Source organism: Stappia indica (genome assembly GCF_020177335.1).
Taxonomy (GTDB): domain Bacteria; phylum Pseudomonadota; class Alphaproteobacteria; order Rhizobiales; family Stappiaceae; genus Stappia; species Stappia indica_B.
In genome coordinates, this window is sequence record NZ_JAIVMG010000003.1 from 241,973 (window position 1) to 264,919 (window position 22,947).

The window sequence follows — 22,947 nt, forward strand, 5'->3', positions numbered from 1 at the left end:
AGCGCTCATGTGCCTGATATAGACGGGCGCTGTCGATATATGGGCAATGTGAACGAATTGGGAAACGATCGAATGCGACAGGCCGCGATGGTTCGCCTTGGCTCCTCCTTGGCAGTGCTCTCCCTCACGCTGGCGCTGGCCGCTTGCGGCGGTGACGGGCTGTCGCTCGGCGGCGATGTCTCCAAGACCATCGTGTCCGGCAATGCCGCCGGCCAAGGGGTGGTCGACGTCGATCCGGCGATCTTTGCCAAGGAAGTGCCCTGTCCGCCGCTGGAGGTGGAAGCGGGCAATTACCTGAGCGCGAGCTACGAGCGCGGCAAGGATAACGACCCGCGCGCCCTGCGCTATCAGGCAAGCCTTGAGAAATGGGCGCGCAAATGCCGCCGCGAGGGCGGCGAGGTGAAGATGACGCTCGGCGTTTCCGGCCGTGTCACGCCGGGACCGGCATGGAAGGGCGGGGAGATCCTGCTGCCGATCCGGGTGACCTACGCGCCGCTCGCCGATGAGGGGGGCAAGTCGGAGGTGAAGATGTTCACCGTCCCGGTCACGGTGGGTGAGGGCGCGCCGGCCGAGCAATGGGCGCTGGTCGAGCAGGGGCTGGTGATTCCCCAGGATCGCTCGATCAAGGTGCAGATCGCGCTGACCGACAAGAAGCGCCGCCGCTGAGGATAGGCGCCGGCCGGGAGCGAAACCGGCCGAAACCGGCGGGCTTTCCCGGCCCGGTTGCCCGTGCCGATGAGCACGAGGCACGACGATTGACACTTCCAGCCGGCCCGGCGAGAGTGTATGGAGATTGAAGGCGGCGTTTTCGTTGTGCGCCGCTTTTTCATTTTCCTGCGGCAGAGCCCTGGCGGCGATGCGGTGCGAAGATGAAACCATGTACTGCGGGAGAGACCGGGGCGAGAAGCTCCGGCGCCGAAGGAGCAACCGCCCCGGAAACTCTCAGGCCAAAGGACCGCAGGCCAAGCAACGCTCTGGAAAGCAGTGCGACCGGGACAATGGACCGGCCGGGCTCACCGAAGGAGTAACCGCCGGACGGCATCGCGAAGCGCGCGATTCAGCCGCAGGGCGGGAAATCTCTCAGGTTGTCGGGACAGAGGGGGCGCGTGAGCACGGATGTGTTCGCGTCGCCGCACTCGTGAGCCAGGACGCCTGACATGACCCTTGAGACCGACGGTCCTCTTCTGTCGACACCGCTGACCGACCTGCACCGGGAGCTGGGCGCGCGCCTCGTTCCCTTCGCCGGCTACGAGATGCCGGTGCAGTTTCCCGCCGGCATCATTGCCGAGCACACCCACACCCGCGAAGCGGCCGGTCTGTTCGATGTCTCGCACATGGGGCAGGCGTATCTGATCGGCCCCGACCACGAGACCACCGCCCGCGCGCTTGAGCGGATCGTCCCGTCCGACATCCTGAACCTGAAGCACGGCCGGCAGCGCTATTCGGTGCTTCTGAACGGCGAAGGGGGCATCATCGATGATCTGATGGTGACCCGCCCCGTCTCGGAGGCCGAGGACGGCCGGTTGTTCCTGGTGGTCAATGCCTCGCGCAAGGCGGTGGACTACGACTTCATCCGCGCCGCCCTGCCGGACAACGTCCGGCTGGAGACGATCGAGGATCGCGCGCTGATCGCCGTGCAGGGGCCGCAGGCCGCCGCCGTGGTCGCCGCCCATGCGCCCGAGGCGGCGAAGCTTGCCTTCATGGCGGCCGCGCCGATGGAGTTCGACGGCATCGCCTGTCACGTCTCCCGCTGCGGCTACACCGGTGAGGATGGCTTTGAACTGTCCGTTCCCGCCGGGGCGGCGGAGGCGATCGCCCGGGCGTTGCTGGCCGATGAGCGGGTCCAGCCGATCGGTCTTGGCGCTCGCGATTCGCTGCGCCTTGAGGCCGGGCTTTGCCTTTACGGTCATGACATCGACGAGACGACCTCGCCGATCGAGGGCGCCATCACCTTTGTCCTGCAGAAGCGGCGCAAGGAAGCGGGCGATTTCCCCGGCGCGGACCGGATCCTGTCGGAGCTGGACGCGGGCCCGAAGCGGCTGCGTGTCGGCTTGCGGCCGGAGGGCCGAGCCCCGGCGCGCGAGGGCGCGGAAATCCGCGACACCTGCGGCACCGTTGTCGGCACTGTCACCTCCGGCGGCTTCGCGCCGACGCTCGGGGCGCCGATTGCCATGGGCTATGTCGATGCCGCCCATGCGGCGCCGGGCACCGCCCTCGTTCTGGTGGTGCGCGGCCGCGAATTGCCCGCTACCGTTGCCGACATGCCCTTCGTGCCGCAGCGCTACTACCGCAAACCGAAATCCTGACACCTTAACCGGGACGGCACGCCCGTCCGGAGCATCTGGGAGATTGCCATGACCACCCGCTACACCGAAGACCACGAATGGATCACCGTCGAGGGCGATGTCGCCACCGTCGGCATTACCAACTACGCCCAGGAACAGCTGGGCGATGTGGTGTTCGTCGAACTGCCCGATGCCGGCAAGACGGTTGCCAAGGGCGATGAAGCCGCCGTGGTGGAAAGCGTCAAGGCCGCGTCCGAGGTCTTCGCCCCGCTCGATGGCGAGATCGTCGAGGCCAACACCGCCCTTGCCGATGAGCCGGGCAAGGTCAACGAGGATCCGGAAGGCGGCGCCTGGTTCGTCAAGATCCGCATGAGCGACAAGAGCCAGCTCGACGGCATGATGGACGCGGACGCCTACAAGGCCCATCTGGAAGGTCTTTAAAGACCATGGCCCGGCACTTCTATCAGGCGGAGATCACCTGGACCTGCGAGGGCGACTTCGCGGCCAATGCCTATTCGCGCGGGCACCACTGGTCGTTCGATGGCGGAGTGCAGGTGCTAGCCTCCTCCTCGCCGTCGATGGTGCCGGTGCCCCAGTCCATCGAAGCCGCCGTCGATCCGGAGGAAGCCTTCGTCGCGGCGCTGTCGAGCTGCCACATGCTGTGGTTCCTCGATCTGGCCCGCCGCGACGGTCTGGACGTCAAGGCCTATCGGGACGCGGCCGAAGGGGTGATGGAGCGCATCGCCCCCGGCAAGATGGCGGTCACCCGCGTCATCCTGCGGCCCGAGGTCACCTTCGGCGGCGCCGAATTGCCGGAGGCGGCGCGGGTCGAGCATCTCCACCACCGGGCCCATGAGGCGTGTTTCATCGCCAATTCCGTGACGAGCGAGATCGAACTGGCCGCGCGCCCGTCGATCCTCGCCTGAGATCACAAAGGAGCACAGGATGCGGTATCTGCCGCTTTCCGATACCGACCGCGCCGATATGCGCGCCCGTGTCGGCGTTTCGGACATCAACGAGATTTTTGTCGATATTCCCGAAAGTGCCCGGCTGGACGGTCTGCTCGACCTGCCGCTGCACCAGAGCGAATTCGCGGTCGAACGCGACATGGCGCGCATGGCCGCGAAGAACGTGGCGGCCTCCTCGGTGCCGTTCTTCGTCGGCGCCGGCGCCTACAAGCATCACGTGCCGGCCAGCGTCGATCACCTGATCCAGCGCTCCGAGTTTCTCACCTCCTACACGCCGTATCAGCCGGAGGTGACGCAGGGCACGCTGCAGTACCTGTTCGAGTTCCAGACCCAGGTCGCCGCCCTGACCGGCATGGAGGTGGCCAATGCCTCCATGTATGACGGCTCGACGGCCACCGCCGAGGCGGTGCTGATGGCCCACCGGGTCACCCGGCGCAACAAGGCGGTGCTGTCCGGTGGCTTGCATCCGCAGTACCGCTCTGTCGCCGAAGGGCTCAGCGAGATGGCAGGCGACCGGGTGGTCAGCCTCGCCGCCGATCCGCTTGGGGCGGAGGACATCCTCGCCGCCATCGACGACGAGACCTCCTGCGTCGTCGTCCAGTCGCCGAATTTCTACGGCCAGTTGGTCGACCTCAAGCCGATCGCCGACAAGGCCCACGCCCATGGGGCGCTGCTGATCGCCGTCTTCACCGAGGTGGTGTCGCTCGGCCTGATCGAGCCGCCGGGCGCGCAAGGCGCCGATATCGTCGTCGGCGAGGGCCAGTCCATCGGCAACGGCCTCAATTTCGGCGGCCCCTATGTGGGGCTCTTCGCCACGCGGCAGAAGTTCATCCGGCAGATGCCGGGCCGGCTCTGCGGCGAGACCGTCGATGCCAATGGCAAGCGCGGCTACGTGCTGACGCTCTCCACCCGCGAGCAGCACATCCGCCGCGACAAGGCGACCTCGAACATCTGCACCAACTCCGGCCTGTGCTGCCTGGCCTTCACCATCCACATGACGCTTCTGGGCGGAAATGGTCTGGCGACGCTGGCGCGCATCAACCACGCCAGCGCGGTGAAGCTGAAGGCGGTGCTCGAAGAGGTGCCGGGGGTGTCGGTGCTGAACGACACGTTCTTCAACGAATTCACGGTGAAGCTGCCGAAGCCGGCGGCCGGCGTGATCGAGGAACTGGCCAAGCGCGGCGTGCTCGGCGGTGTGCCGGTGTCGCGGCTGGAGCCGGGGCAGGCGGAGCTTGAGCCCCTGCTTCTGGTGGCCGCGAGCGAGGTCAACAGCGACGAGGACCGGGCGGCGTTTGCCGCGGCGCTGAAGGAGGTGCTGGCATGAGCATGAACACGCAAGGACGTCCGTCCGCGCCGACAGAGGCCGGCGGCACTGCGGCGCATGAGACCTTCACCGGCAACAAGGCGTTGCAGATGGAAGAGGCGCTGATCTTCGAGATCGGCCGCAACGATGTCTGCGGTGTGGACCTTGAGGAGCCGGAGGATTTCACGCCGGCACTCGGTGGCCATGCCCGCCGCGCAGAGCTGGATCTTCCGGCCCTGACCGAGCCGGAGGCGATGCGCCACTACGTGCGCCTGTCGTCGAAGAACTACGCCATTGATGCCGGGCTCTATCCGCTCGGCTCCTGCACCATGAAGCACAATCCGCGTCTCAACGAGAAGATGGCGCGGCTTCCGGGCTTTGCCGACGTTCACCCGCTGCAGCCGCGCTCCACGGTGACCGGCGCGGTGGAAATGATCGCCGAGTTGGCCCACTGGCTGGTGACCCTGACCGGCATGGAAGCGGTGGCTATGAGCCCCAAGGCCGGCGCCCATGGCGAATTGTGCGGCATGATGGCGATCAAGGCGGCGCATACCGCCGCCGGCCGCGATCCCAAGGTGGTGCTGGTGCCGGAATCGGCCCATGGCACCAACCCGGCGACGGCGGCGCTGCTCGGCTACAAGGTGGTGTCCATCGAGGCGCGCGAAGACGGCACGGTCGACACCCGGGCGGTGCAGGACCGGATCGCGGAACACGCGGGAAACATCGCCGGCATCATGCTGACCAACCCGAACACCTGCGGGCTGTTCGAGCGGGACATCATTGCCATCGCCGAGGCGATCCACGCCGCGGACGGCTACTTCTACTGCGACGGCGCCAATTTCAACGCCATCGTCGGCAAGGCCCGGCCCGGGGATCTCGGCGTCGATGCCATGCATATCAACCTGCACAAGACCTTCTCCACGCCTCATGGCGGCGGCGGTCCGGGCTCCGGCCCGGTGGTGCTGTCGGAGCGTCTGGCGCCCTTCGCGCCGCTGCCGTTCCTACGCAAAGGGGCGAACGGACCGGAGTGGATCGAGAGCGCGGCGGAGCTTCTGGACGGCGAGCAGCCGTTCGGTCGGATGACCGCCTTCCATGGCCAGATGGGCATGTATGTCCGTGCGCTCGCCTACATGAAGAGCCACGGCGCCGACGGCCTGCGCCAGGCCTCGGAAGACGCGGTGCTCAACGCCAATTATGTGCGTGTCGGCCTTGAGGACCTGATGAGCCTGCCGTTCGGCTCGCGCTGGTGCATGCATGAGGTGCTGTTCGATGACAGTTTCCTCAAGGACACGGGTGTGACCACCCTCGATTTCGCCAAGGCGATGATCGACGAGGGCTACCATCCGATGACCATGTACTTCCCGCTGGTCGTCCATGGCGCGATGCTGATTGAGCCGACGGAATCGGAAAGCCGGGCCGCGCTCGACCTGTTCATCGCCACCATGCGCGATCTGGTGATGAGCGCGCAGCGGGGCGAGACCGGTCGTTTCAAGGGCGCGCCGTTCCATGCACCGCGCGCGCGCCTTGACGAAACCCGGGCCGCGCGCAAGCCGGTGCTGAAATGGGAGCGTCCGGCGGCCAGCGAGGTGCAGCCCCAGGCGGCGGAGTAGGCGTCTTCCCGCAGAAATGACAAGCAGACGAACGCCCGGCCATCGCGCCGGGCGTTTTCGTTTCGGCTGGGCGATTGCGTTTTGTCATTCCGTGTGTCAATTTGACATATAAGATGTCATATTGAGGCGATGGTGATGACGGATACGACCGAGGCGGTCTACGAGCTGCTCCAGATGGTGCGCCCGCTGCACAGGCGGGTTGCCCGGTCGGTTGCCGAACACCTGAAAGAGGCCGGCATCGGCGTGGGCGAACGCGCGGTGCTGGCGCTTCTGGTCGAGGGGGAGCCGCGCAGCGTGCCGGCGATTGGGCGCGCGCTCTTCCTGCCGCGCCAGAACGTACAGAAATGGGTGGACGGGCTGCTGCGGGCCGGGCTGGTGGAGCGCAGGCCGAACCCGGCGCACCGTCGCTCCCATCTCATCGCCGCCACGGACGAAGGGCGCGACCTCTTTGCGCAAATCCGCGCGCGCGAGACGCGGGCCATCGCCGAACTCGCCGGGCGGCTGTCGCCGTCGGATGTGAAGGTGGCCTCCGACGTGCTTGCAGCCTGCCTTGAGCATTTCTCGCCGTTCGAGGATGACCCGGACCGGCCGGGGCCGCTCGCCTGACCTTCGTCGCCTGCCAGGAGGTTGCCCATGTGGCCTATCATTCTTTTAGCCGTCGTCGCGGGCCTTGCCGCCCTTGCCGGTTTCTTCGTCGCGACCGCGCGGCGCATTGCCCGGCCAACGCGAGGCGAGGCCATTGCGCAAGATGCCGACCGCAGCGCGCTGCTCGTCATCGACATGCAGGAGGATTTCACAAGGTCAGAGGGCACGGGCGCCTATGACCCGGCCGACCGGGATCGGGCGATTGCCCGGATCAACATGCTGGTCGCGCGGGCGCGCGATGCGGGTGATCCGATCGCCTTCATCCGGCAGGAGCACCGGGGCAGGGCGGTGCAGCTGGTCGCGAGCCTTCTTCTCGGCGGGGCCGGCAATCCAGGCCGGCCGGGCGGGCGTCTCGACCGGGACATCGACGCGCAAGGGGCCCCGGCCTTCGTCAAGCATGTGGCCGATGCCTTCTCCAATCCCGAGTTGGAGGCCTATTTGCGCGCGCACAACGTCGGGAGCCTCACCCTGACCGGCCTGGACCTTACTCATTGCGTGAGAGGAACGGCCCTTGGCGCGCGCAATCGCGGCTACGATGTCGTCGTGGACCGCGCCGGATCGCTGGCCGCGCGGGAACAGGCGGCCACGCGGGCGATGGACGACATGGAGGCGGCGGGCGTCGTCCTTTGTGACGGCGAAGGAACGCTCGGCCTCGGTTGAGCGGAAGAGTCGGCCCGCCATGCGAAACCGCCCCCGGCCGGTTGTCCGGACGGAGGCGGTGACGATGCGCGGGGAACGCTTCTTGAAAGTCGAGGGTCAGGCGGCGGGACGGCGCAGCCGGAAGATCTGCCGCAGCGCGTCGATCGGTACTTTGGCACCATTTTGTTCAATGTGCCAGTAGGTCCAGCCGTTGCAGGCGTCCTGACCTTGCAGCAGCGCGCCGACCTTGTGGATCGAGCCGGTGTGCTCGCCGCTGGTCAGCGATCCGTCGGCGTGCACCGAGGCCTTGAACTTGCCCTTCGGGCAGGTGAGCGTCGCACCGGGGTGCAGCAGGCCGGCTTCCAGCAGGTTGCCGAATGGCACGCGCGGCGCGGCCCGCTTGCCCTTGGTCACGGTGAGGGAGGCCGGTGCCGCCGGTTCGACCTCGGCAATGCGCGCCGTGGCCGCATCGATATAGGCCTGTTCGCGCTCCACCCCGACGAAATGCCGCCCGAGCTTCTTCGCCACCGCGCCGGTGGTTCCCGTCCCGAAGAAGGGATCGAGCACCAGGTCCCCCGGCTTGGAGGAGGACAAGAGCACCCGGTAGAGCAGCGATTCCGGCTTCTGCGTCGGATGAACCTTCTGCCCGTCCGCGTCCTTCAGCCGCTCGGCGCCGGTGCACAGCGGCAGGTGCCAGTCCGATCGCATTTGCAGATCGTCGTTGAACGTCTTCAACGCTTCATAGTTGAAGGTGTATTTGGCGTCCTTCGACGGCGAGGCCCAGATCAGGGTCTCATGGGCGTTGGTGAAACGCTTGCCGCGAAAGTTCGGCATCGGGTTCGACTTCAGCCACACCACATCGTTGAGGATCCAGAAGCCGAGATCCTGAAGGATGCTGCCGACCCGGAAGATGTTGTGATAGGAGCCGATCACCCAGATGCCGCCATTGGGCTTCAGCACCCGCCGCACGGCCATCAGCCACGCCCTGGTGAAGGCGTCATAGGCCTCGAAGCTGGCGAACTGGTCCCAGTGATCGTCGCAGGCGTCCACCTTCGACTGATCGGGCCGCAGCAGGTCGCCGCCGAGCTGCAGGTTGTAGGGCGGGTCGGCAAAGACGAGGTCGACCGAGTTCTTGGGCAACCGCTCAAGCGCGGCCACGCAATCCCCCTTGAGGATCGAATCCATCCATGCCGGCTGATCGCCGGCGAGATCTGAGAAGCGGGGTGCCACGGCGGGCACCCCTTTACGCTGTACACTCATTGCGACGCATTACCTCACGCAATTACGAGCATCATGGTTACCGGGCTTGGTAAATCAGGAGTTAAGCGCCTGAAGAAAAAACCTTTTGAGAATCAAGGTATTGTTTACCATGTCGCGACCCTGAGGGCTGCGCTGCTTCGCTTCGTTAACGCGCGTTACAACCGGCGCAGGCGGCAAAACCTGCCTAACGGGCTGTGCCCCATCGACTTTTCTCAGCCGGCCGAGGCGCACAGTTGCGAATTGCAAGACCTGCCGCGCACAAGTGTTAACGGTCTTCGCCGGGCGCTCGCTCGCAGGCCGGTTCGATAAAAAACGTCTCGCGGCTTGAAAAAAATTTCAAACTGCAGGTGAATGGTCACCATGTCGCCCATTCGTGCGACGAGGCTGGTGGACGAGACGCGACAAGGACCAGAGAAAAGCCAGGAAAGGTGAGTGCATGACAGGTGTAGCAGAGAGCCGGATCGACGAGGGACCAATCACCGAATTCACGCCGCCTCACCGGCCGCATCTGTCGTTCCGCGACGCGGATCTCGCCGTGGCCCATCTGCGCAAGCTGTTCGAGGAAAACACCGCTTTCCTGCGCGAGGCCTTCCAGCGCTTCGTCAATGGTGAGCTGCCGGAGGGGCGGGTGCGTGCCTGCTATCCGGAGGTCCGGCTGGAAACGGCCACCCATGCCCGGCTCGACAGCCGGCTGGCCTATGGCTTTGTCTCCGGTCCGGGGGTGCATTCGACCTCGATCACCCGGCCGGATCTGTTCACCGACTATCTGCACGAGCAGATCGAACTGTTGATCCGCAATCACGACGTGTCCGTTGAGGTCGGCGTCGGCGATCTGCCGATCCCGCTGCATTTCGCCTTCTACGACGGCACCCATGTAGAGGGCGTCGCCGACACCCTGCAACGGCCCTTGGCCGATGTGTTTGACCTGCCGGACCTGTCGGTGCTGGATGACGCCATCGTCAACGGCACCTTCGAGGCGCCGGCGGGGACGCCGCGCCCGCTGGCGCCCTTCACCGCGCCGCGCGTCGACTATTCGCTGCACCGGCTGCAGCACTACACCGCCACCGCCGCCGAGCATTTCCAGAACTACGTGATCCTCACCAACTACCAGTTCTACATGGATGAGTTCTGCCGGTTGGCGAGGGACCTGCTCGCCGACCCGGAGAGCGGCTATTGCCGTTTTGTCGAGCCGGGCAACGTTATCACCCATGCCGGGGAGGCGGGGCCGGCGGAAGGCGAGCGGCCGGCGCGGCTGCCGCAGATGCCGGCTTATCACCTGGCACGGGCGGACCAGTCCGGCATCACCATGATCAACATCGGTGTCGGGCCATCCAACGCCAAGACCATCACCGATCATGTGGCGGTGCTGCGGCCCCATGCCTGGCTGATGCTGGGCCACTGCGCGGGCCTGCGCAACAGCCAGCAACTGGGCGATTATGTGCTGGCCCATGGCTATGTGCGTGAGGACCATGTGCTCGATGCCGACCTGCCGGCCTGGGTGCCGATCCCGCCTCTGGCGGAAATTCAGGTGGCGTTGGAAAAGGCGGTGGAGGAGGTCACCGGCTATGCCGGCTATGAACTGAAGCGGGTGATGCGCACCGGCACGGTCGCCTCGATCGACAACCGCAACTGGGAACTGCGCGATCACCGGGAGCCGGTGCAGCGGTTCTCCCAGTCGCGGGCGATTGCGCTCGATATGGAATCGGCCACCATCGCCGCCAATGGCTTCCGCTTCCGCGTGCCTTACGGAACGCTGCTCTGCGTTTCCGACAAGCCGCTGCACGGAGAGTTGAAGCTGCCGGGCATGGCGACCGAGTTCTACAAGCGGCAGGTGGCGCAACACCTTCGGATCGGCATCCTCAGCATGGAAAAGCTGAGGGCGATGCCGCGCGAACGGCTGCATTCGCGCAAACTGCGCAGCTTCGCCGAGACCGCATTCCAGTAAAGGCGACCTTTAGCGGAATGCCGGCCCGTGGCACCAGCAGGTGAGCGAATGGCGGGTGCCATGGGTCACTGGCGCGACCCGGTGCAGCATGAAGGAGGCAAAGAGCGTTGCATCGCCGACGCCGCGGGCCGCCGTGACGGTCGCACCGCCGGGATTGATCTCCAGTTCGCCGCCGCGATAGCTCTCAGGGTCGCTCAGTTGCACGACGATGGTCAGCTTGCGCCAGCGTGCGATCGGGCCGTCGCCGATGTCCGAATGCCAGTCGTAGTGACCGGCGACGCTTTCGTCATAGGCAGCGACCTGGAGCCGTTCGCGAAAATCGCTGATGTCGAAGTCGAAGACATCACGGTTGGCACGCGCCACGCCCGAGACGATGCGCTCCATCACCCAGGCGGCGGAGCCGGTATCGTCGAGCCAGGCGATGTCGGCGCGGCGGATGTTGTGATTGTGCAAACCGCCGACGAGCCCGCCGGAGCTTGCCTGAACATCGGCGGCGAGGCGAATGACCTCCGCAGCTTCCGCAGCGGAGAAGAGTGCAGGAACAGCATGAATGAACACGGGCCGAAGTCTCCACAACGGCATAAGGGAGCGTGTCATGCGCCAGAAAGAAAAACAAGGCAACTGAAATCGATAGACTTGCCTTCCCTCTCGGTAGGGGAGGTTGTTCCTCATGCTTGCCACGCAGGGTGGAAAAATGTTGGACGCTGCAACCGGTGTCGATTTTCGGCGGTAGTCGTTGGGTCTGGACGCTAGGCGCCGCGAGCCGTCGCGACCGCCTTTTTCATCACCGTTGGCAGGGCTTCGCCGGCCAACGCCTCCGGCGCAGACCACCAAGAGCCGTCGGCAAGGGCAAGGTCGGCCGGGGCTCTCGCCCGCCAGACCGCCAGTTCCAGATGGAAATGGGTGAAGGTGTGGCGCACGTCAGCCGGCATCCGTCGCCAGTCGAGATCGAAGGGAGCCAATGTCAGATCGTCCGTCGCCGCGTCTTCAGTGAAGGGCGTGGTCGGCGGTTCGCTCATGCCGCCAAGCAAGCCCTTCGGCGGGCGGCGGCGCAGCAGCACGGCGCCGTCTCCCTCGCGCAAGGCAATGAAGGCCATGCCGCGCCGGGTCGGCTTGGCAAGCTTCGGCGCCTTGCGCGGCAGGGTTTCGGCGATCCCCAGGCGCTGGCCCGCGCAGGCGCCCGTCCACGGGCAAAGCGCGCAGGCCGGCTTGCGCGGGCTGCAAAGGCTTGCGCCCAGATCCATCATCGCCTGGGCGAAATCGCCGGGACGATCTGTCGGCACCAGATCCTCGGTGCGCGCGCGGATGTCGGGCTTGGACGCCGGCAGCGGCGTTTCGATGGCATGAAGGCGGCTGATCACCCGCTCCACATTGCCATCGACGACGGCCGCCGGCCGATCAAAGGCGATGGCGGCGATGGCCGCTGCGGTATAGGGACCGATGCCCGGCAGGGCGCGCAAACCCGCTTCATCGGCGGGAAACTGGCCCTGGTGCTCGGACGCGACCTTTTCGGCGCAGGCCTTCAGATTGCGCGCCCGTGAATAATAGCCAAGCCCGGCCCAGGCCTTCATCACCTCCGCCTCATCGGCGGCGGCCAGCGCCTTTACCGTCGGCCAACGGTCCAGGAACGCCTCGAAATAGGGTTTTACCGCCTGCACGGTGGTCTGTTGCAGCATGATTTCCGACAGCCAGACGCGATAGGGATCGGGCTGGACTCCCGCCCGCTTGTCGGCAGGCGAGACCCGCCAGGGCAGGGTGCGGGCGTGGCGGTCGTACCAGGCGAGAAGATCGGTGGGGCTGGCTTGAGCTGTCATGGGGACAGGATCGGCCAAGGCGGCGCGAATGCAAGAGCGCGCGGTGCTCGGCGGCAGCGTTTTCCCGCGCCTTTCCCGCAAGGGGCATACGCCAGCGGTGGCAAATGGGGACAAGGGCTTGCGTGGGCGGGGTTCTGTCGCGAAAACACCGCAATTGCGGCCTCAAAAAAAGACATGAGTGATTCGCTGCGAACAGGACGGAAACAGGAGCGTTCGGGCATGGCTAATGTTGGCGGCCGTCAACGCGGCCCACGGCGGGTGACCCGCGCCAGACCGCTGGGCGATCTGATCGGCGCCTCGCTGGAGCGGGCCTGCCTCAAGCGGGGGTTCGCCGCCGCCGATCTGGTGGCCGACTGGCCGGATATCGTCGGCGAGCGCTATGCCGGACGGGTGCAGCCGATCCGGCTCGACTGGCCGCGCGGCGCCGACACGCCGGACGCTGAGCCCAAACCGGCGACGCTGGTGGTGCAGACGGATGGGGCGACCGCCCTGCTCCTGACCCATGACATGCCGCAGGTGATCGAGCGCATCAACGGCTTCTTCGGCTGGGCCGCCGTTGGCCGCATCCGGATCCTGCAGCGCCCGGTGACGCCGCCGCGCTCGCACGCCCCGCCGAAGCTGCGGGCGCTGACCGAGGCGGAGGAGGGGCGTCTTGCCGACAGGCTCGCGCCGCTGAAGGGCTCGCGCCTTGGCGAGGCCCTGGAAAAGCTCGGTCGGGCGGTGATTGCCCGCTCCAGCCAGGGATAACCGGGCGGGCCGGGCGCGCGTGGTCCGCCATCCCCCATTGCCGCCACATTTTCCCTGTCCGGTTGACGGGCTTGTCAAAGGCGATAAACACCACAAGTGAAGATCAACGGCCACATTCTATGGGGAACCCGCACGTGACTTTGGATCGCAGACAATTCGTCACCCGCACCGGCATCGGCGCGCTTGCCATCGGGCTTGGCGCCTTCCCGCTGTCGGCGCTGGCTGAGACCGTGGACGTGGCCGAGCTGATGAAGCCCGGCGCGCTGCCGGAAAATGCGCTTGGCGCCGAGGATGCGCCGGTGACGGTGGTGGAATATGCCTCGATGACCTGCGGTCATTGCGCCAACTTCCACAAGGATGCCTTCCCGCATCTGAAGAAGGAATACATCGACACGGGCAAGGTGCGGTACGTCTTCCGCGAATTTCCGCTCGATCCGGTCGCCGCCGCCGCGTTCATGCTTGCCCGCTGCGCGCCGGAGGGGAAGTATTTCGATGTGGTCGATCTTCTGTTCGAGGATCAGCGGGCCTGGGCCTTCACGGACAACCCTTACAATTCGCTGCTGAACTTCGCCAAGCAGATCGGCTTCACGCAGGAAAGCTTCGATGCTTGCCTGAAGGACCAGACCCTGCTCGACGGGATCAATGGCATCAAGGATCGTGCCGCGCAGGAATTTGGCGTATCCTCCACGCCGACCTTCTTCTTCAACGGGAAGAAGGAGAGTGGGGCGCAGAGCATTGAGCAGCTGGACACGGCCATCGGCAAGCTTCTCTGAGATGACGAGGGCGCGCGGCAGGACGGCTGTGCCGCGCGTCTTCTTGCGCCATGGGGCGGCGTGGCGGCAATGAAATTCACCAAGCTTCGCATTCTGGGCTTCAAGTCCTTCGTCGAGCCGATGGAGTTCATCATCTCCGACGGGCTGACCGGGGTGGTCGGTCCGAACGGCTGCGGCAAGTCGAACCTCGTCGAGGCGCTGCGCTGGGTGATGGGGGAAAACTCCTACAAGAACATGCGCGCGTCCGGCATGGACGACGTGATCTTTTCCGGCAGCCTCAACCGTCCGGCGCGCAACACCGCCGAGGTGACGCTGTTCCTCGACAATGCCGACCGCACGGCGCCGACCGGGTTCAACGATACCGATCTTCTGGAAGTGACCCGGCGGATCGAGCGCGAATCCGGCTCCAACTACAAGATCAATGCCCGGGATGTGCGCGCCCGCGACGTGCAGCTCCTGTTCGCCGATGCCTCGACCGGCGCCCGCTCGCCCGCGCTGGTGCGCCAGGGGCAGATCGGCGAGCTGATCGCCGCCAAGCCGACCTCCCGCCGGCAGATCCTGGAAGAGGCGGCGGGCATTTCCGGGTTGCATTCGCGCCGGCATGAGGCGGAGCTGCGTCTGCGGGCGGCGGAACAGAATCTCGATCGTCTGGAAGATGTGCTGGTGCAGATCGAGGGCCAGCTCGATGGCTTGAAGCGTCAGGCCCGGCAGGCAAGCCGGTTCCGCAATCTGTCGGCGGAAATCCGCGCCGCCGAGGCGACGCTCTATTACCTGCGCTGGCTTGACTGCCGCGACCAGCTCGCCGCCGCCGAACAGGAGCATGCCGCAGCCGAGGCCGAGGTTGCCGAGGCAACCGCGGCCCAGGCCGAGACGGCGAAGGCCCAGGCGATCGCCGCCTACAAGGTGCCCGAGGCCCGCGATGGCGCGGCCAGTGCCGGGGCGGCGCTGCAGCGCCTCCTGATCGCCCGCAACGAGCTGGACGGCGAGGAACGGCGCGCCCGCGAACGGCTGTCGGAGCTGTCCGCGCGGTTGCAGCAACTTCAACAGGACATCGGCCGCGAGGAAGCCCTGATCGCGGAGAACGGCGAACAGCTTGCCGCGCTGGTGGAAGAAGAGGAAGAGCTGCGCGCCGAGGCGCTGGCCGATGAGGAACAGGCCGCGCTGGCTGGCGAGAAGGTCGAGGCGGCGGAAGCGGTGCTTGCCACCGCCGAGGAGCGGCTTGAGACCCTGACCGGGGAGCAGGTGGGCACCGCCGCACGGCGTCGCCAGTTCACCCAGGCGGTGCAGGATGCGCGCGCCCGCGCCGAGCGGATCGGCCAGCAGCATGAGACCGCCGCCGCGCAGATTGCCGCGCTGGATGAGCAACTCACAGCTGCCGGCGATCTGGAAACCCTGCAAGCGAGCCTGGAGGCGTCGGAGGAGGAGCTTGCCGTCGGCGAAGAGGCGGCCATGCTGGCCGAAGAGGCGGTCGAGACCGCCCGTGCCCGGCTGGAGGCAGCGCGCGGACCGCTCGGCGAGGCCGAGGGGCTGGTCTCCCGGCTGGACACCGAAGCGCGCATGCTGACCGAGATCATCGAGGCGGGCAGCTCCGGCGACTGGACGGCGGTGGTCGACGAGATGAGCGTGGCGCCGGGGTATGAAACCGCGCTCGGCGCGGCGCTGGGCGAGGATCTGGATGCGCCGGTGGGCGGTGAGGCGCCGATGCGCTGGAGCGCATCGCCCGGCGATGGCGCGGCGGATCCGCAATTGCCGGCTGGCGCCATCCCCCTTGCCGGAGAGGTGTCTGCACCGGCGGCCCTGTCGCGCCGGTTGGCGCAGATCGGTGTGGTCGATGCGGCGGATGGCGCGCGGCTGCAAGGCGAGCTGAAACCGGGCCAACGGCTTGTCAGCCGGGATGGGGCGATCTGGCGCTGGGACGGGTTCACCGTTTCCGCCGATGCGCCGAGCGCGGCCGCGCAGCGGCTGGAGCGTAAGAACCGGCTGGCGGTTGTCGAGGACGAGAGGATCGCCACCGCCGATGCGCTGGATGAGGTCCGGCGGGTGTTCGCCGAGGCGGGCGAGACTGTGCGGCGGGCCGGAGAGGACGAGCAGGCGGCGCGCCAGCGGCTGCGCGATCTGCGGATGCGCGTTGAGGCCGGGCGGCAGGATGTTGCCCGGGTCGAGCGGGCGATTTCCGAAACCCTCGCCCGGAAATCCGGGCTGGAAGAGACGCTGGCGCGGCTTGCCCAGGACCGGGAGGAGGCCGACGCGGCGGTCGACGAGGCGCAGGCGCTGCTGGAGGATCTGGCCGACGACGACGGGCTGGAGCGCCGGGTCGACCTCGCCCGGGCCGAGGCGGCGGAGGCACGCGCGGCGGTTTCGCGCGAGCGCGCGGCGGTCGATGGCTTCGCCCGGGAGCAGCAGATGCGCCAGCGCCGGCTGGATGCCATCGCCCGCGAACGGGCCAGCTGGGTCCAGCGGGCTTCCGGCGCCGAGCAGCAGATCGGGGTGCTGCGCGAGCGCATGGAAACGGCGGCGGAGGAGCGGGAGACCTTGCTGCAGGCGCCCGATGACATCGATGCACGCCGGCGCGATCTGCTGGACGGAATCGCCAAGGCGGAAGAGGCGCGCAAGGCCGCCGACGATGCCCTGCTCGCGGCGGAAGCGGCGCAGCGCGAGGCCGATGCGGCGGCCCATGCGGCCCTGTCTCACTTTTCGCAGGTGCGCGAGCGCAAGATTCGTGCTGAGGAGCGTGTCGAGGCGGCCCGTGGCCGCAAGAGCGAAACCGAAGAGCGAATCGACGAGGTGCTGGAGGTCGCCGTTGCCGCGCTGCCGGGCCTTGCCGGCCTCAAGGAAGGGGCCCCCTTGCCGCAGGCCGAGCCGGTGGAACGCCGGGTGGAGCGGCTGAAGGCGGAGCGGGAACGGCTGGGCGGCGTCAACCTCAGGGCCGAGGAGGAGCTGGCGGAAATCGACAGCCAGCGCAGCACGTTGACCAGCGAGCGCGACGATCTGATCGAGGCGATCCGGCGGCTGCGTACGGCGATTTCCAACATCAACCGCGAGGCGCGAGAGCGTCTGCTCGCCGCCTTCGACACCGTCAACAGCCAGTTCCAGCGCCTGTTTACCCATCTGTTCGGCGGCGGCACCGCCGAACTGCAACTGGTCGATGCGGAAGACCCGCTCGATGCGGGGCTGGAGATCATCGCCCGGCCGCCGGGCAAGAAGCCGCAGACCATGACGCTTCTGTCCGGCGGTGAGCAGGCGCTGACCGCGATGGCGTTGATCTTTGCCGTGTTCCTGACCAATCCGGCGCCGATTTGCGTGCTGGATGAGGTGGATGCGCCGCTCGACGATGCCAATGTGGAGCGCTACTGCGATCTCTTGGACGAGATGGCGCGCAGCACGGAAACCCGCTTTGTGGTGATTACCCACAACCCGATCACCATGGCCCGGATGAAGCGGCTGTTCGGCGTGACCATGGCCGAACGCGGCGTGTCGCAGCTGGTCTCCGTCGATCTGGATACCGCGGAACGCTTCCTGGAGGCGGGTTAGGCTTCCGTGCATTGCGGCAACAGCTCGCGCCCAAAAGCGTCGGGCGGTTCGCCAGACTGTTGATGGCAATGGATAAATGAATAAAAACAGGTACTTGCCTTGTTTCGCTGTGTCCTTGACAGGGCAGGGGGTGCCGACTATGGTGCGCCCGGCTTTCAGGGGTTTGCGTGAAGCGATCCAGCAAGCGTCGATCGCGCGGGGATAAGAACGATATGCCTCCTAGCGACGATGATTCGGGGCGCAAGAGCGACAAGCCGGTGGAAGCTGAACTGTCCGAGCGGATGGACCGGCTGGTGCGTGCGCTTGAAGAAAAGAATCCGAAGCCGGAAGAGCCGGGGCCGGATGCCTCTTCGAGCGGTGCGCATGGCTATGTTCAGGCCATGAAGCTGTCGACGGAATTCGTCGCTGGCATTCTGGTTGGAGCGGCCATCGGTTGGGTGATCGACAGCGGCTTCGGAACGGGTCCTTGGGGCTTGATCGTGTTCCTGCTGTTGGGTTTCCTTGCGGGCGTGCTGAATGTCCTTCGGTCTGCCGGTCTTGTGGCTGAGCCGTTCGACAAGTCGCGCGACGGATAGTTTTGAACCATTTCACGGCGCTCTTCGCGCCTCCACGCGACCGCTAAAGAGGGGCTGACCCGGTGGCGAACGACCCGATCCATCAGTTCCAGATCACCAAGATCGTGCCGATCGAAATGGGTGGCCTCGATCTTTCCTTCACGAATTCGGCCCTGTTCATGGTCGCGACCACCGCCGTGGTGTCGCTTTTCCTGATCATGTCGACCAGCGGCCGCGGTCTCGTGCCGACGCGCTGGCAGTCGATGGCCGAGATGAGCTACGAATTCGTGGCCAGTACCTTGCGAAGTTCGGCGGGCAACGAGGGAATGCGGTTCTTCCCGCTTGTCTTCTCGCTGTTCATGTTCGTGCTGATCGCCAACCTGATCGGCATGTTCCCGTACTTCTTCACCGTGACCAGCCATCTGATCGTGACCTTCGCCCTGGCGATGCTGGTGATCGGTACGGTTGTGCTTTACGGCTTCGCCAAGCACGGCATGAAGTTCCTCAAGCTGTTCGTGCCCGATGGTGTTCCGGGTGCGCTGGTTCCGCTGGTGACGCTGATCGAGGTGATTTCCTTCCTCTCGCGTCCGGTGAGCCTCTCCGTTCGTCTGTTCGCCAACATGCTGGCCGGCCATATCACCCTGAAGGTGTTCGCTGGCTTCGTGGTGTCGCTCATCGCAGCCGACGGGCTCGGCGTGATGGGGCCGGTCACGGCGATCCTGCCGCTGGTCATGGCGGTGGCCCTGACGGGTCTGGAGTTCCTGGTGGCCTTCCTTCAGGCCTATGTTTTCACGGTTTTGACCTGCATGTATCTCAACGATGCGCTGCATCCGAGCCACTAAGGGTCATTTGGGTTCGGCTTCGCAATAACGCGAAGCTGACAACGTCGCTGCAATCTCTACTCAAGGAGCAAGTGTCATGGAAGCTGAAGCAGCAAAGTACATCGGTGCCGGTATCGCCTGTCTCGGCATGGGCGGCGCCGCCGTCGGTCTCGGCAGCATTTTCGGCAACTTCCTCTCGGGCGCCCTGCGCAACCCGTCCGCTGCCGATGGCCAGTTCGGCCGCCTGATCTTCGGCTTCGCCGTGACCGAGGCGCTCGGCATTTTCTCGCTTCTCGTCGCTCTTCTCCTGCTCTTCGCCGTCTGATTTCGTAGACGGCGTCAGCGACGCGGATTCCGACCGGGCGGACCTCCTCCGCCCGGTCATCGCATCGCGACGACGGCGATGCCGAAACCGGAGCGTCATTGGAGACCATCATGGCCACGACAAGCGCTGAAACCCATACCGGAACGGAAGTTCCCGCCGACGCGCACAGCCCTGGCACCTTTCCTCCGTTCGACGGTGGAACCTTTGCCTCGCAGATCCTGTGGTTGGCGATTACCTTCGGCCTTCTCTACTGGATCATGAGCAAGGTCGCCCTGCCGCGCATCAGCGGAATTCTCGAAGACCGCCGCGACCGGATCGCCGGCGATCTGGCAGAAGCCAACCGGCTGAAGCAGGAAAGCGATGCTGCCATTGCCGCTTACGAGCAGGCACTGGCCGAAGCACGCGGCAATGCACACAAGATTGCCCATGACACGCGGGCCAAGCTGAAGGCCGATGTCGAGGCGCGCCGCACCGCAGCCGAAGCCGGTCTGGCTGACAAGCTGGCGGATGCGGAGAAGCACATCGCGGAGCTCAAGACCACGGCGCTTGCCAATGTGGGCGAGATCGCGACCGACACGACGACTGCACTGGTCGAGACCCTGATCGGCAAGGCGCCGACCAAGGCGGAACTGACCAAGGCCGTCGATTCGGCAATGAAGTGAGGATAGGCTGATGGATGCGACAGCATGGAGCCTGATCGGGCTCGTTCTCTTTCTCGGCCTTATCACGTACATGAAGGTTCCGGCGATGATCACCGGTGCGCTGGACAAGCGCGCCGACGGCATTCGTCAGGAGCTGGATGACGCTCGCAAGCTGCGCGAGGAAGCCCAGTCGCTGCTCGCCGACTATCAGCGCAAGCGTCAGGAAGCCGAAGTCGAAGCCGAGGGCATCATTGCCGAGGCCAAGCTCGAAGCCGAGCGTCTGACGGTCGAGGCCAATGAGGCGCTCGAAGAGATGATCGCCCGCCGCACGGCCGCTGCCGAACGCAAGATCGAGCAGGCCGAAGGCCAGGCGGTCGCCGAGGTGCGTGCCCGGGCTGCGGAAATCGCAGTGGCGGCCGCAACCGACATCCTTGGCAAGAAGGTGGCTGGCAAGGTCAGCGACGAGCTTCTGACCAAGAGCATCGGCGAGGTCAAGGATCGGCTCAACTGATCCGGAACTTGGTCCATTGCATTTGAAAGACGGCTCCGCTCACGCGGGGCCGTTTTTTTATGGTGGGTGCAAGCGAAGCGCTACCCGTTCTTGCCGGCCAGTGTGGCGTCGGGCTATTCCATCCCCATGATCACGTTCCGAAAATCGCGCCCCGCCGATGGGCCTTCCGTCGTCGAGATCTGGCGGCGTTCCGTCGATGCCACACACGGCTTTCTGTCGCCGCAAGATCGACGGGACATTGAAAGCGAGGTGCGTGGTTTCCTGCCTGACGCGCCGCTGGATCTTGCCATTGATGCCAACGGAAGGCCGGTTGGCTTCATGCTGCTCGACGGCGGCCACATGGAGGCGCTGTTCATCGATCCCGACCATCGCGGCAAGGGCGTCGGCCGTCAGCTCGTCGCGGAGGCCCTGAAGCGCGAACCGGACCTTTCGACCGATGTGAACGAGCAGAACCTTCAAGCGGTCGGCTTCTATCGGCGCATGGGCTTCGAGCCCATCGGACGCTCCGAGCGGGACGGGCAAGGGCGGTCTTATCCGCTGATCCATCTGCGCCATGCGGGTACGGGCCAAAAGGCCGGCTAGGAGTGCGCCGCAGGCACCTGCGGTCTTCCGATGAGCCGCAAGCTGGCGGCTTTCAATCCTGATCAAGGCCGAGGACGGCGCGGATCGGCCGGAAGCTGCGGCGGTGCAGCGGGCAGGGGCCGAGTTTTCCAAGCGCGGCTGAATGGGCGGCCGTGCCATAGCCCTTGTGTCGCGCAAAGCCATAGCCGGGCCAAACCGCGTCCATGCGCGTCATCAGCCGGTCACGGGTGACCTTGGCGACGATGGAGGCGGCAGCGACACAGAGCAGCCGTCCGTCTCCCTTGATTGCTGATTGACCGGGGAAGGCGAGGTCCGGCGGCACATCGCGCCCATCAATGAGGCAGGCCCGGGGCGCGCGCGGCAGGGCGGTTGCGGCCCGGGTCATGGCGCCAAGGGTGGCGGCGCGGATGTTGAGCCGGTCGATGCTCTCGGGGCTGGCCAAGGCAATGGAGACCTCGGCGGTTTTCAGGATTGCCTCAAACGCCCGGACCCGTCCGGCCTCGTTCAGGGTTTTGGAGTCGCGAATGCCCTCCGGCAGATTGTCATAATCGAGGATCACGGCGGCGACGCTCACCGGCCCCGCCCAGGGACCGCGTCCCGCTTCGTCGATCCCGGCCAGCCTGCCATCGAAGGATTGGGCGATCCGCGCCTCGGCGCGAGGATCGATCTCGCCGGGAAGATCGAGGGCCAGCACCGGGCGTAGCTGAAAGTCGTTTGCCATGTCCCATGGTTCGCCTTCGCCGGCCCGGTGGGCAAGGGGCGCGCGCCGGCAATCCCCGCTTTTCCGCCGAGTGCCGGCGAGGCCTCGGCATCTGCCAAGAGTGCGATCTGTCAGAACAGGGCCAATTGCACGCCGCCGCTGCGCGGCGGAGAGAACAGGTCGGTGCGCAATGGCTGCCGGCGCCGGTTGAGACCGAGCCGCTTGCTGACAAGGGCAAAGCGCTTGGCCAGTTGCTCCGCATAGGGGCCTTCGCCGCGCATCCGCTTGTTCCATTGGGCGTCGTAATCCTTGCCGCCGCGCATGGATCGGATCAGGTTCATCACATGACGATAGCTGTCCGGTCGGTGACGCAACAGCCAGTCGCGAAACAGCGGACTGACCTCGATCGGCAACCGCAGCAGGATGTAGCCCGCCGCGCTCGCGCCCGCCTCCTGGCCCGCCTCCAGAATGCGTTCCATCTCCGAATCGGTCAGGGCCGGGATCACCGGCGCCACCATCACGGCGGTGGGAATGCCCGCCTCGCTGAGGCCCCGCAGCGCATCGAGGCGGCGGGAGGGGGTTGCGGCGCGCGGCTCCAGCGTGCGCGCCAGCTTGCGGTCGAGGGTGGTGACCGACAGGGCCACCTTGACCAGCCCGCGTTCGGCCATGGGCGCAAGCAGGTCGAGATCCCTCAAAATCAGCGCCGACTTGGTGACGATGCCCACAGGATGATTGCAGCGCGACAGCACCTCCAGAATGCCGCGCATCACCTGGTGCTGCCGCTCAATCGGCTGATAGGGGTCGGTGTTGGTGCCGATGGCGATGGAGCGCGGTTGGTAACCGGTCTTGCCAAGCTCCCGTTCCAGAAGCTCCGGCGCGTTCGGCTTGACCGTCAGACGGGTCTCGAAATCGAGTCCCGGCGACAGACCGACATAGGCATGGCTCGGGCGGGCAAAGCAATAGACGCAGCCATGCTCACAGCCGCGATAGGGATTGACCGAGCGGTCGAAGGAAATATCCGGCGAGGCGTTGCGGGTGATGATGCTGCGCGCCCGCTCCTCATGCACTTCGGTCTTCAGGTCGGGCAGCGTGTCGAGCGTGCCCCAGCCGTCATCGAAGGCGTCCTGGCTCTCGCGCTCGAAACGGCCGGCCATGTTGAGACCGGCACCCCGTCCCTTGCCGCGCGGGCTGTCACCGGGCGGGGGAGGGGGCGACTGATTCGGGGACTGGATATCGGCGATGGGCATGGGCGGCCCTTGTGTCCTGTTGCGGTTCTAAATGAGAACATAACAG

General features: G+C 66.1%; 23 protein-coding genes and 1 riboswitch. Of the genes, 18 read left to right on the top strand and 5 right to left on the bottom strand.

What is annotated here, in order from left to right; genetic code table 11:
- Window positions 1–72 precede the first annotated feature (72 nt).
- The 8 genes from LC062_RS05465 (at window position 73) to LC062_RS05500 (ending at window position 7,471) form a co-directional block, all read left to right on the top strand.
- Complete coding sequence (locus LC062_RS05465) at window positions 73–666, top strand: hypothetical protein (protein WP_224910020.1); 594 nt, start codon at window positions 73–75, stop codon at window positions 664–666.
- Between the two features lie 209 nt (window positions 667–875).
- Window positions 876–968: riboswitch (glycine riboswitch) on the top strand.
- Window positions 969–1,157: 189 nt separating this feature from the next.
- Window positions 1,158–2,306 carry a glycine cleavage system aminomethyltransferase GcvT gene (gene gcvT, locus LC062_RS05470; RefSeq protein WP_224910021.1) on the top strand — a complete coding sequence of 383 codons (1,149 nt, stop codon included), beginning with the start codon at window positions 1,158–1,160 and terminating at the stop codon, window positions 2,304–2,306.
- A 48-nt stretch (window positions 2,307–2,354) separates the two neighbouring features.
- The gene (gene gcvH, locus LC062_RS05475) at window positions 2,355–2,726 is read left to right on the top strand and encodes a glycine cleavage system protein GcvH (RefSeq protein WP_224910022.1); all 372 of its coding nucleotides are present in this window, start codon (window positions 2,355–2,357) and stop codon (window positions 2,724–2,726) included.
- Between the two features lie 5 nt (window positions 2,727–2,731).
- The gene (locus tag LC062_RS05480) at window positions 2,732–3,211 is read left to right on the top strand and encodes an OsmC family protein (RefSeq protein ID WP_224910023.1); all 480 of its coding nucleotides are present in this window, start codon (window positions 2,732–2,734) and stop codon (window positions 3,209–3,211) included.
- A 19-nt stretch (window positions 3,212–3,230) separates the two neighbouring features.
- The gene (gcvPA, locus tag LC062_RS05485) at window positions 3,231–4,577 is read left to right on the top strand and encodes an aminomethyl-transferring glycine dehydrogenase subunit GcvPA (RefSeq protein ID WP_224910024.1); all 1,347 of its coding nucleotides are present in this window, start codon (window positions 3,231–3,233) and stop codon (window positions 4,575–4,577) included.
- Window positions 4,574–6,166, top strand: coding sequence for an aminomethyl-transferring glycine dehydrogenase subunit GcvPB (gcvPB, locus tag LC062_RS05490; RefSeq protein WP_224910025.1), 1,593 nt, complete (start codon window positions 4,574–4,576; stop codon window positions 6,164–6,166). The genes gcvPA and gcvPB overlap by 4 nt, the downstream gene beginning before the upstream one ends.
- A gap of 135 nt (window positions 6,167–6,301) precedes the next feature.
- Window positions 6,302–6,772, top strand: a complete 471-nt coding sequence (locus tag LC062_RS05495) for a MarR family winged helix-turn-helix transcriptional regulator (RefSeq protein ID WP_224910026.1) — start codon at window positions 6,302–6,304, stop codon at window positions 6,770–6,772.
- 27 nt (window positions 6,773–6,799) lie between these two features.
- A complete protein-coding gene (locus tag LC062_RS05500; RefSeq protein WP_224910027.1) occupies window positions 6,800–7,471 on the top strand; it encodes a cysteine hydrolase family protein in 672 nt (223 codons plus the stop codon).
- Window positions 7,472–7,567: 96 nt separating this feature from the next.
- Here the strand turns inward: LC062_RS05500 and LC062_RS05505 are convergent, their stop codons facing one another.
- Window positions 7,568–8,710, bottom strand: coding sequence for a site-specific DNA-methyltransferase (locus LC062_RS05505; RefSeq protein ID WP_404829682.1), 1,143 nt, complete (start codon window positions 8,708–8,710; stop codon window positions 7,568–7,570).
- 436 nt (window positions 8,711–9,146) lie between these two features.
- Between LC062_RS05505 and LC062_RS05510 the strand changes: the two genes are divergently transcribed.
- The gene (locus tag LC062_RS05510) at window positions 9,147–10,655 is read left to right on the top strand and encodes an AMP nucleosidase (RefSeq protein WP_224910028.1); all 1,509 of its coding nucleotides are present in this window, start codon (window positions 9,147–9,149) and stop codon (window positions 10,653–10,655) included.
- Window positions 10,656–10,664: 9 nt separating this feature from the next.
- On the opposite strand, the gene LC062_RS05515 is transcribed toward LC062_RS05510, so the two are convergent.
- Together LC062_RS05515 and mutY are read right to left on the bottom strand one after the other, a co-directional pair.
- Window positions 10,665–11,213, bottom strand: a complete 549-nt coding sequence (locus LC062_RS05515) for a 2OG-Fe(II) oxygenase (RefSeq protein ID WP_224910029.1) — start codon at window positions 11,211–11,213, stop codon at window positions 10,665–10,667.
- 191 nt (window positions 11,214–11,404) lie between these two features.
- Complete coding sequence (gene mutY, locus LC062_RS05520; RefSeq protein ID WP_224910030.1) at window positions 11,405–12,469, bottom strand: A/G-specific adenine glycosylase; 1,065 nt, start codon at window positions 12,467–12,469, stop codon at window positions 11,405–11,407.
- Window positions 12,470–12,688: 219 nt separating this feature from the next.
- On the opposite strand from mutY, the gene LC062_RS05525 reads away from it, so the two are divergent.
- The 9 genes from LC062_RS05525 (at window position 12,689) to LC062_RS05565 (ending at window position 20,954) form a co-directional block, all read left to right on the top strand.
- Window positions 12,689–13,216, top strand: coding sequence for a DUF721 domain-containing protein (locus tag LC062_RS05525; RefSeq protein WP_224910031.1), 528 nt, complete (start codon window positions 12,689–12,691; stop codon window positions 13,214–13,216).
- Between the two features lie 119 nt (window positions 13,217–13,335).
- Window positions 13,336–13,989: a DsbA family protein gene (locus LC062_RS05530; protein WP_224910032.1), complete on the top strand. Its 654-nt coding sequence runs from the start codon at window positions 13,336–13,338 to the stop codon at window positions 13,987–13,989.
- Window positions 13,990–14,058: 69 nt separating this feature from the next.
- Window positions 14,059–17,520, top strand: a complete 3,462-nt coding sequence (locus tag LC062_RS05535; RefSeq protein ID WP_224910033.1) for an AAA family ATPase — start codon at window positions 14,059–14,061, stop codon at window positions 17,518–17,520.
- Between the two features lie 212 nt (window positions 17,521–17,732).
- On the top strand, window positions 17,733–18,095 hold the full coding sequence (locus LC062_RS05540; protein ID WP_404829687.1) for an AtpZ/AtpI family protein: 363 nt from the start codon (window positions 17,733–17,735) through the stop codon (window positions 18,093–18,095).
- A gap of 62 nt (window positions 18,096–18,157) precedes the next feature.
- Entirely contained in the window at window positions 18,158–18,916 is a 759-nt protein-coding gene (locus LC062_RS05545) for a F0F1 ATP synthase subunit A (RefSeq protein ID WP_224910034.1), read from the top strand.
- A 76-nt stretch (window positions 18,917–18,992) separates the two neighbouring features.
- Window positions 18,993–19,220, top strand: a complete 228-nt coding sequence (locus tag LC062_RS05550) for a F0F1 ATP synthase subunit C (protein ID WP_224910035.1) — start codon at window positions 18,993–18,995, stop codon at window positions 19,218–19,220.
- Window positions 19,221–19,330: 110 nt separating this feature from the next.
- On the top strand, window positions 19,331–19,882 hold the full coding sequence (locus tag LC062_RS05555) for a F0F1 ATP synthase subunit B (RefSeq protein WP_224910036.1): 552 nt from the start codon (window positions 19,331–19,333) through the stop codon (window positions 19,880–19,882).
- 10 nt (window positions 19,883–19,892) lie between these two features.
- Window positions 19,893–20,372 (top strand): F0F1 ATP synthase subunit B family protein, encoded by a 480-nt coding sequence (locus LC062_RS05560; protein WP_224910037.1) that lies wholly within the window; start codon window positions 19,893–19,895, stop codon window positions 20,370–20,372.
- A gap of 126 nt (window positions 20,373–20,498) precedes the next feature.
- On the top strand, window positions 20,499–20,954 hold the full coding sequence (locus LC062_RS05565; RefSeq protein WP_224910327.1) for an acetyltransferase: 456 nt from the start codon (window positions 20,499–20,501) through the stop codon (window positions 20,952–20,954).
- 52 nt (window positions 20,955–21,006) lie between these two features.
- Here LC062_RS05565 and LC062_RS05570 read toward each other — a convergent pair whose 3' ends face one another.
- Both LC062_RS05570 and LC062_RS05575 read right to left on the bottom strand, forming a co-directional pair.
- On the bottom strand, window positions 21,007–21,675 hold the full coding sequence (locus LC062_RS05570) for a ribonuclease HII (RefSeq protein WP_224910038.1): 669 nt from the start codon (window positions 21,673–21,675) through the stop codon (window positions 21,007–21,009).
- 110 nt (window positions 21,676–21,785) lie between these two features.
- Window positions 21,786–22,901 (bottom strand): PA0069 family radical SAM protein, encoded by a 1,116-nt coding sequence (locus LC062_RS05575; protein WP_224910039.1) that lies wholly within the window; start codon window positions 22,899–22,901, stop codon window positions 21,786–21,788.
- Between the last annotated feature and the right edge of the window lie 46 nt (window positions 22,902–22,947).

Bases quoted from the DNA above. Each gene is read 5' to 3' on its own strand.
- LC062_RS05465 (WP_224910020.1), top strand. From the start codon at position 73: ATGCGACAGGCCGCGATGGTTCGCCTTGGCTCCTCCTTGGCAGTGCTC.
- gcvT (WP_224910021.1), top strand. From the start codon at position 1,158: ATGACCCTTGAGACCGACGGTCCTCTTCTGTCGACACCGCTGACCGAC.
- gcvH (WP_224910022.1), top strand. From the start codon at position 2,355: ATGACCACCCGCTACACCGAAGACCACGAATGGATCACCGTCGAGGGC.
- LC062_RS05480 (WP_224910023.1), top strand. From the start codon at position 2,732: ATGGCCCGGCACTTCTATCAGGCGGAGATCACCTGGACCTGCGAGGGC.
- gcvPA (WP_224910024.1), top strand. From the start codon at position 3,231: ATGCGGTATCTGCCGCTTTCCGATACCGACCGCGCCGATATGCGCGCC.
- gcvPB (WP_224910025.1), top strand. From the start codon at position 4,574: ATGAGCATGAACACGCAAGGACGTCCGTCCGCGCCGACAGAGGCCGGC.
- LC062_RS05495 (WP_224910026.1), top strand. From the start codon at position 6,302: ATGACGGATACGACCGAGGCGGTCTACGAGCTGCTCCAGATGGTGCGC.
- LC062_RS05500 (WP_224910027.1), top strand. From the start codon at position 6,800: ATGTGGCCTATCATTCTTTTAGCCGTCGTCGCGGGCCTTGCCGCCCTT.
- LC062_RS05505 (WP_404829682.1), bottom strand. From the start codon at position 8,710: ATGAGTGTACAGCGTAAAGGGGTGCCCGCCGTGGCACCCCGCTTCTCA.
- LC062_RS05510 (WP_224910028.1), top strand. From the start codon at position 9,147: ATGACAGGTGTAGCAGAGAGCCGGATCGACGAGGGACCAATCACCGAA.
- mutY (WP_224910030.1), bottom strand. From the start codon at position 12,469: ATGACAGCTCAAGCCAGCCCCACCGATCTTCTCGCCTGGTACGACCGC.
- LC062_RS05525 (WP_224910031.1), top strand. From the start codon at position 12,689: ATGGCTAATGTTGGCGGCCGTCAACGCGGCCCACGGCGGGTGACCCGC.
- LC062_RS05530 (WP_224910032.1), top strand. From the start codon at position 13,336: ATGGGGAACCCGCACGTGACTTTGGATCGCAGACAATTCGTCACCCGC.
- LC062_RS05535 (WP_224910033.1), top strand. From the start codon at position 14,059: ATGAAATTCACCAAGCTTCGCATTCTGGGCTTCAAGTCCTTCGTCGAG.
- LC062_RS05540 (WP_404829687.1), top strand. From the start codon at position 17,733: ATGCCTCCTAGCGACGATGATTCGGGGCGCAAGAGCGACAAGCCGGTG.
- LC062_RS05550 (WP_224910035.1), top strand. From the start codon at position 18,993: ATGGAAGCTGAAGCAGCAAAGTACATCGGTGCCGGTATCGCCTGTCTC.
- LC062_RS05555 (WP_224910036.1), top strand. From the start codon at position 19,331: ATGGCCACGACAAGCGCTGAAACCCATACCGGAACGGAAGTTCCCGCC.
- LC062_RS05560 (WP_224910037.1), top strand. From the start codon at position 19,893: ATGGATGCGACAGCATGGAGCCTGATCGGGCTCGTTCTCTTTCTCGGC.
- LC062_RS05565 (WP_224910327.1), top strand. From the start codon at position 20,499: ATGATCACGTTCCGAAAATCGCGCCCCGCCGATGGGCCTTCCGTCGTC.
- LC062_RS05570 (WP_224910038.1), bottom strand. From the start codon at position 21,675: ATGGCAAACGACTTTCAGCTACGCCCGGTGCTGGCCCTCGATCTTCCC.
- LC062_RS05575 (WP_224910039.1), bottom strand. From the start codon at position 22,901: ATGCCCATCGCCGATATCCAGTCCCCGAATCAGTCGCCCCCTCCCCCG.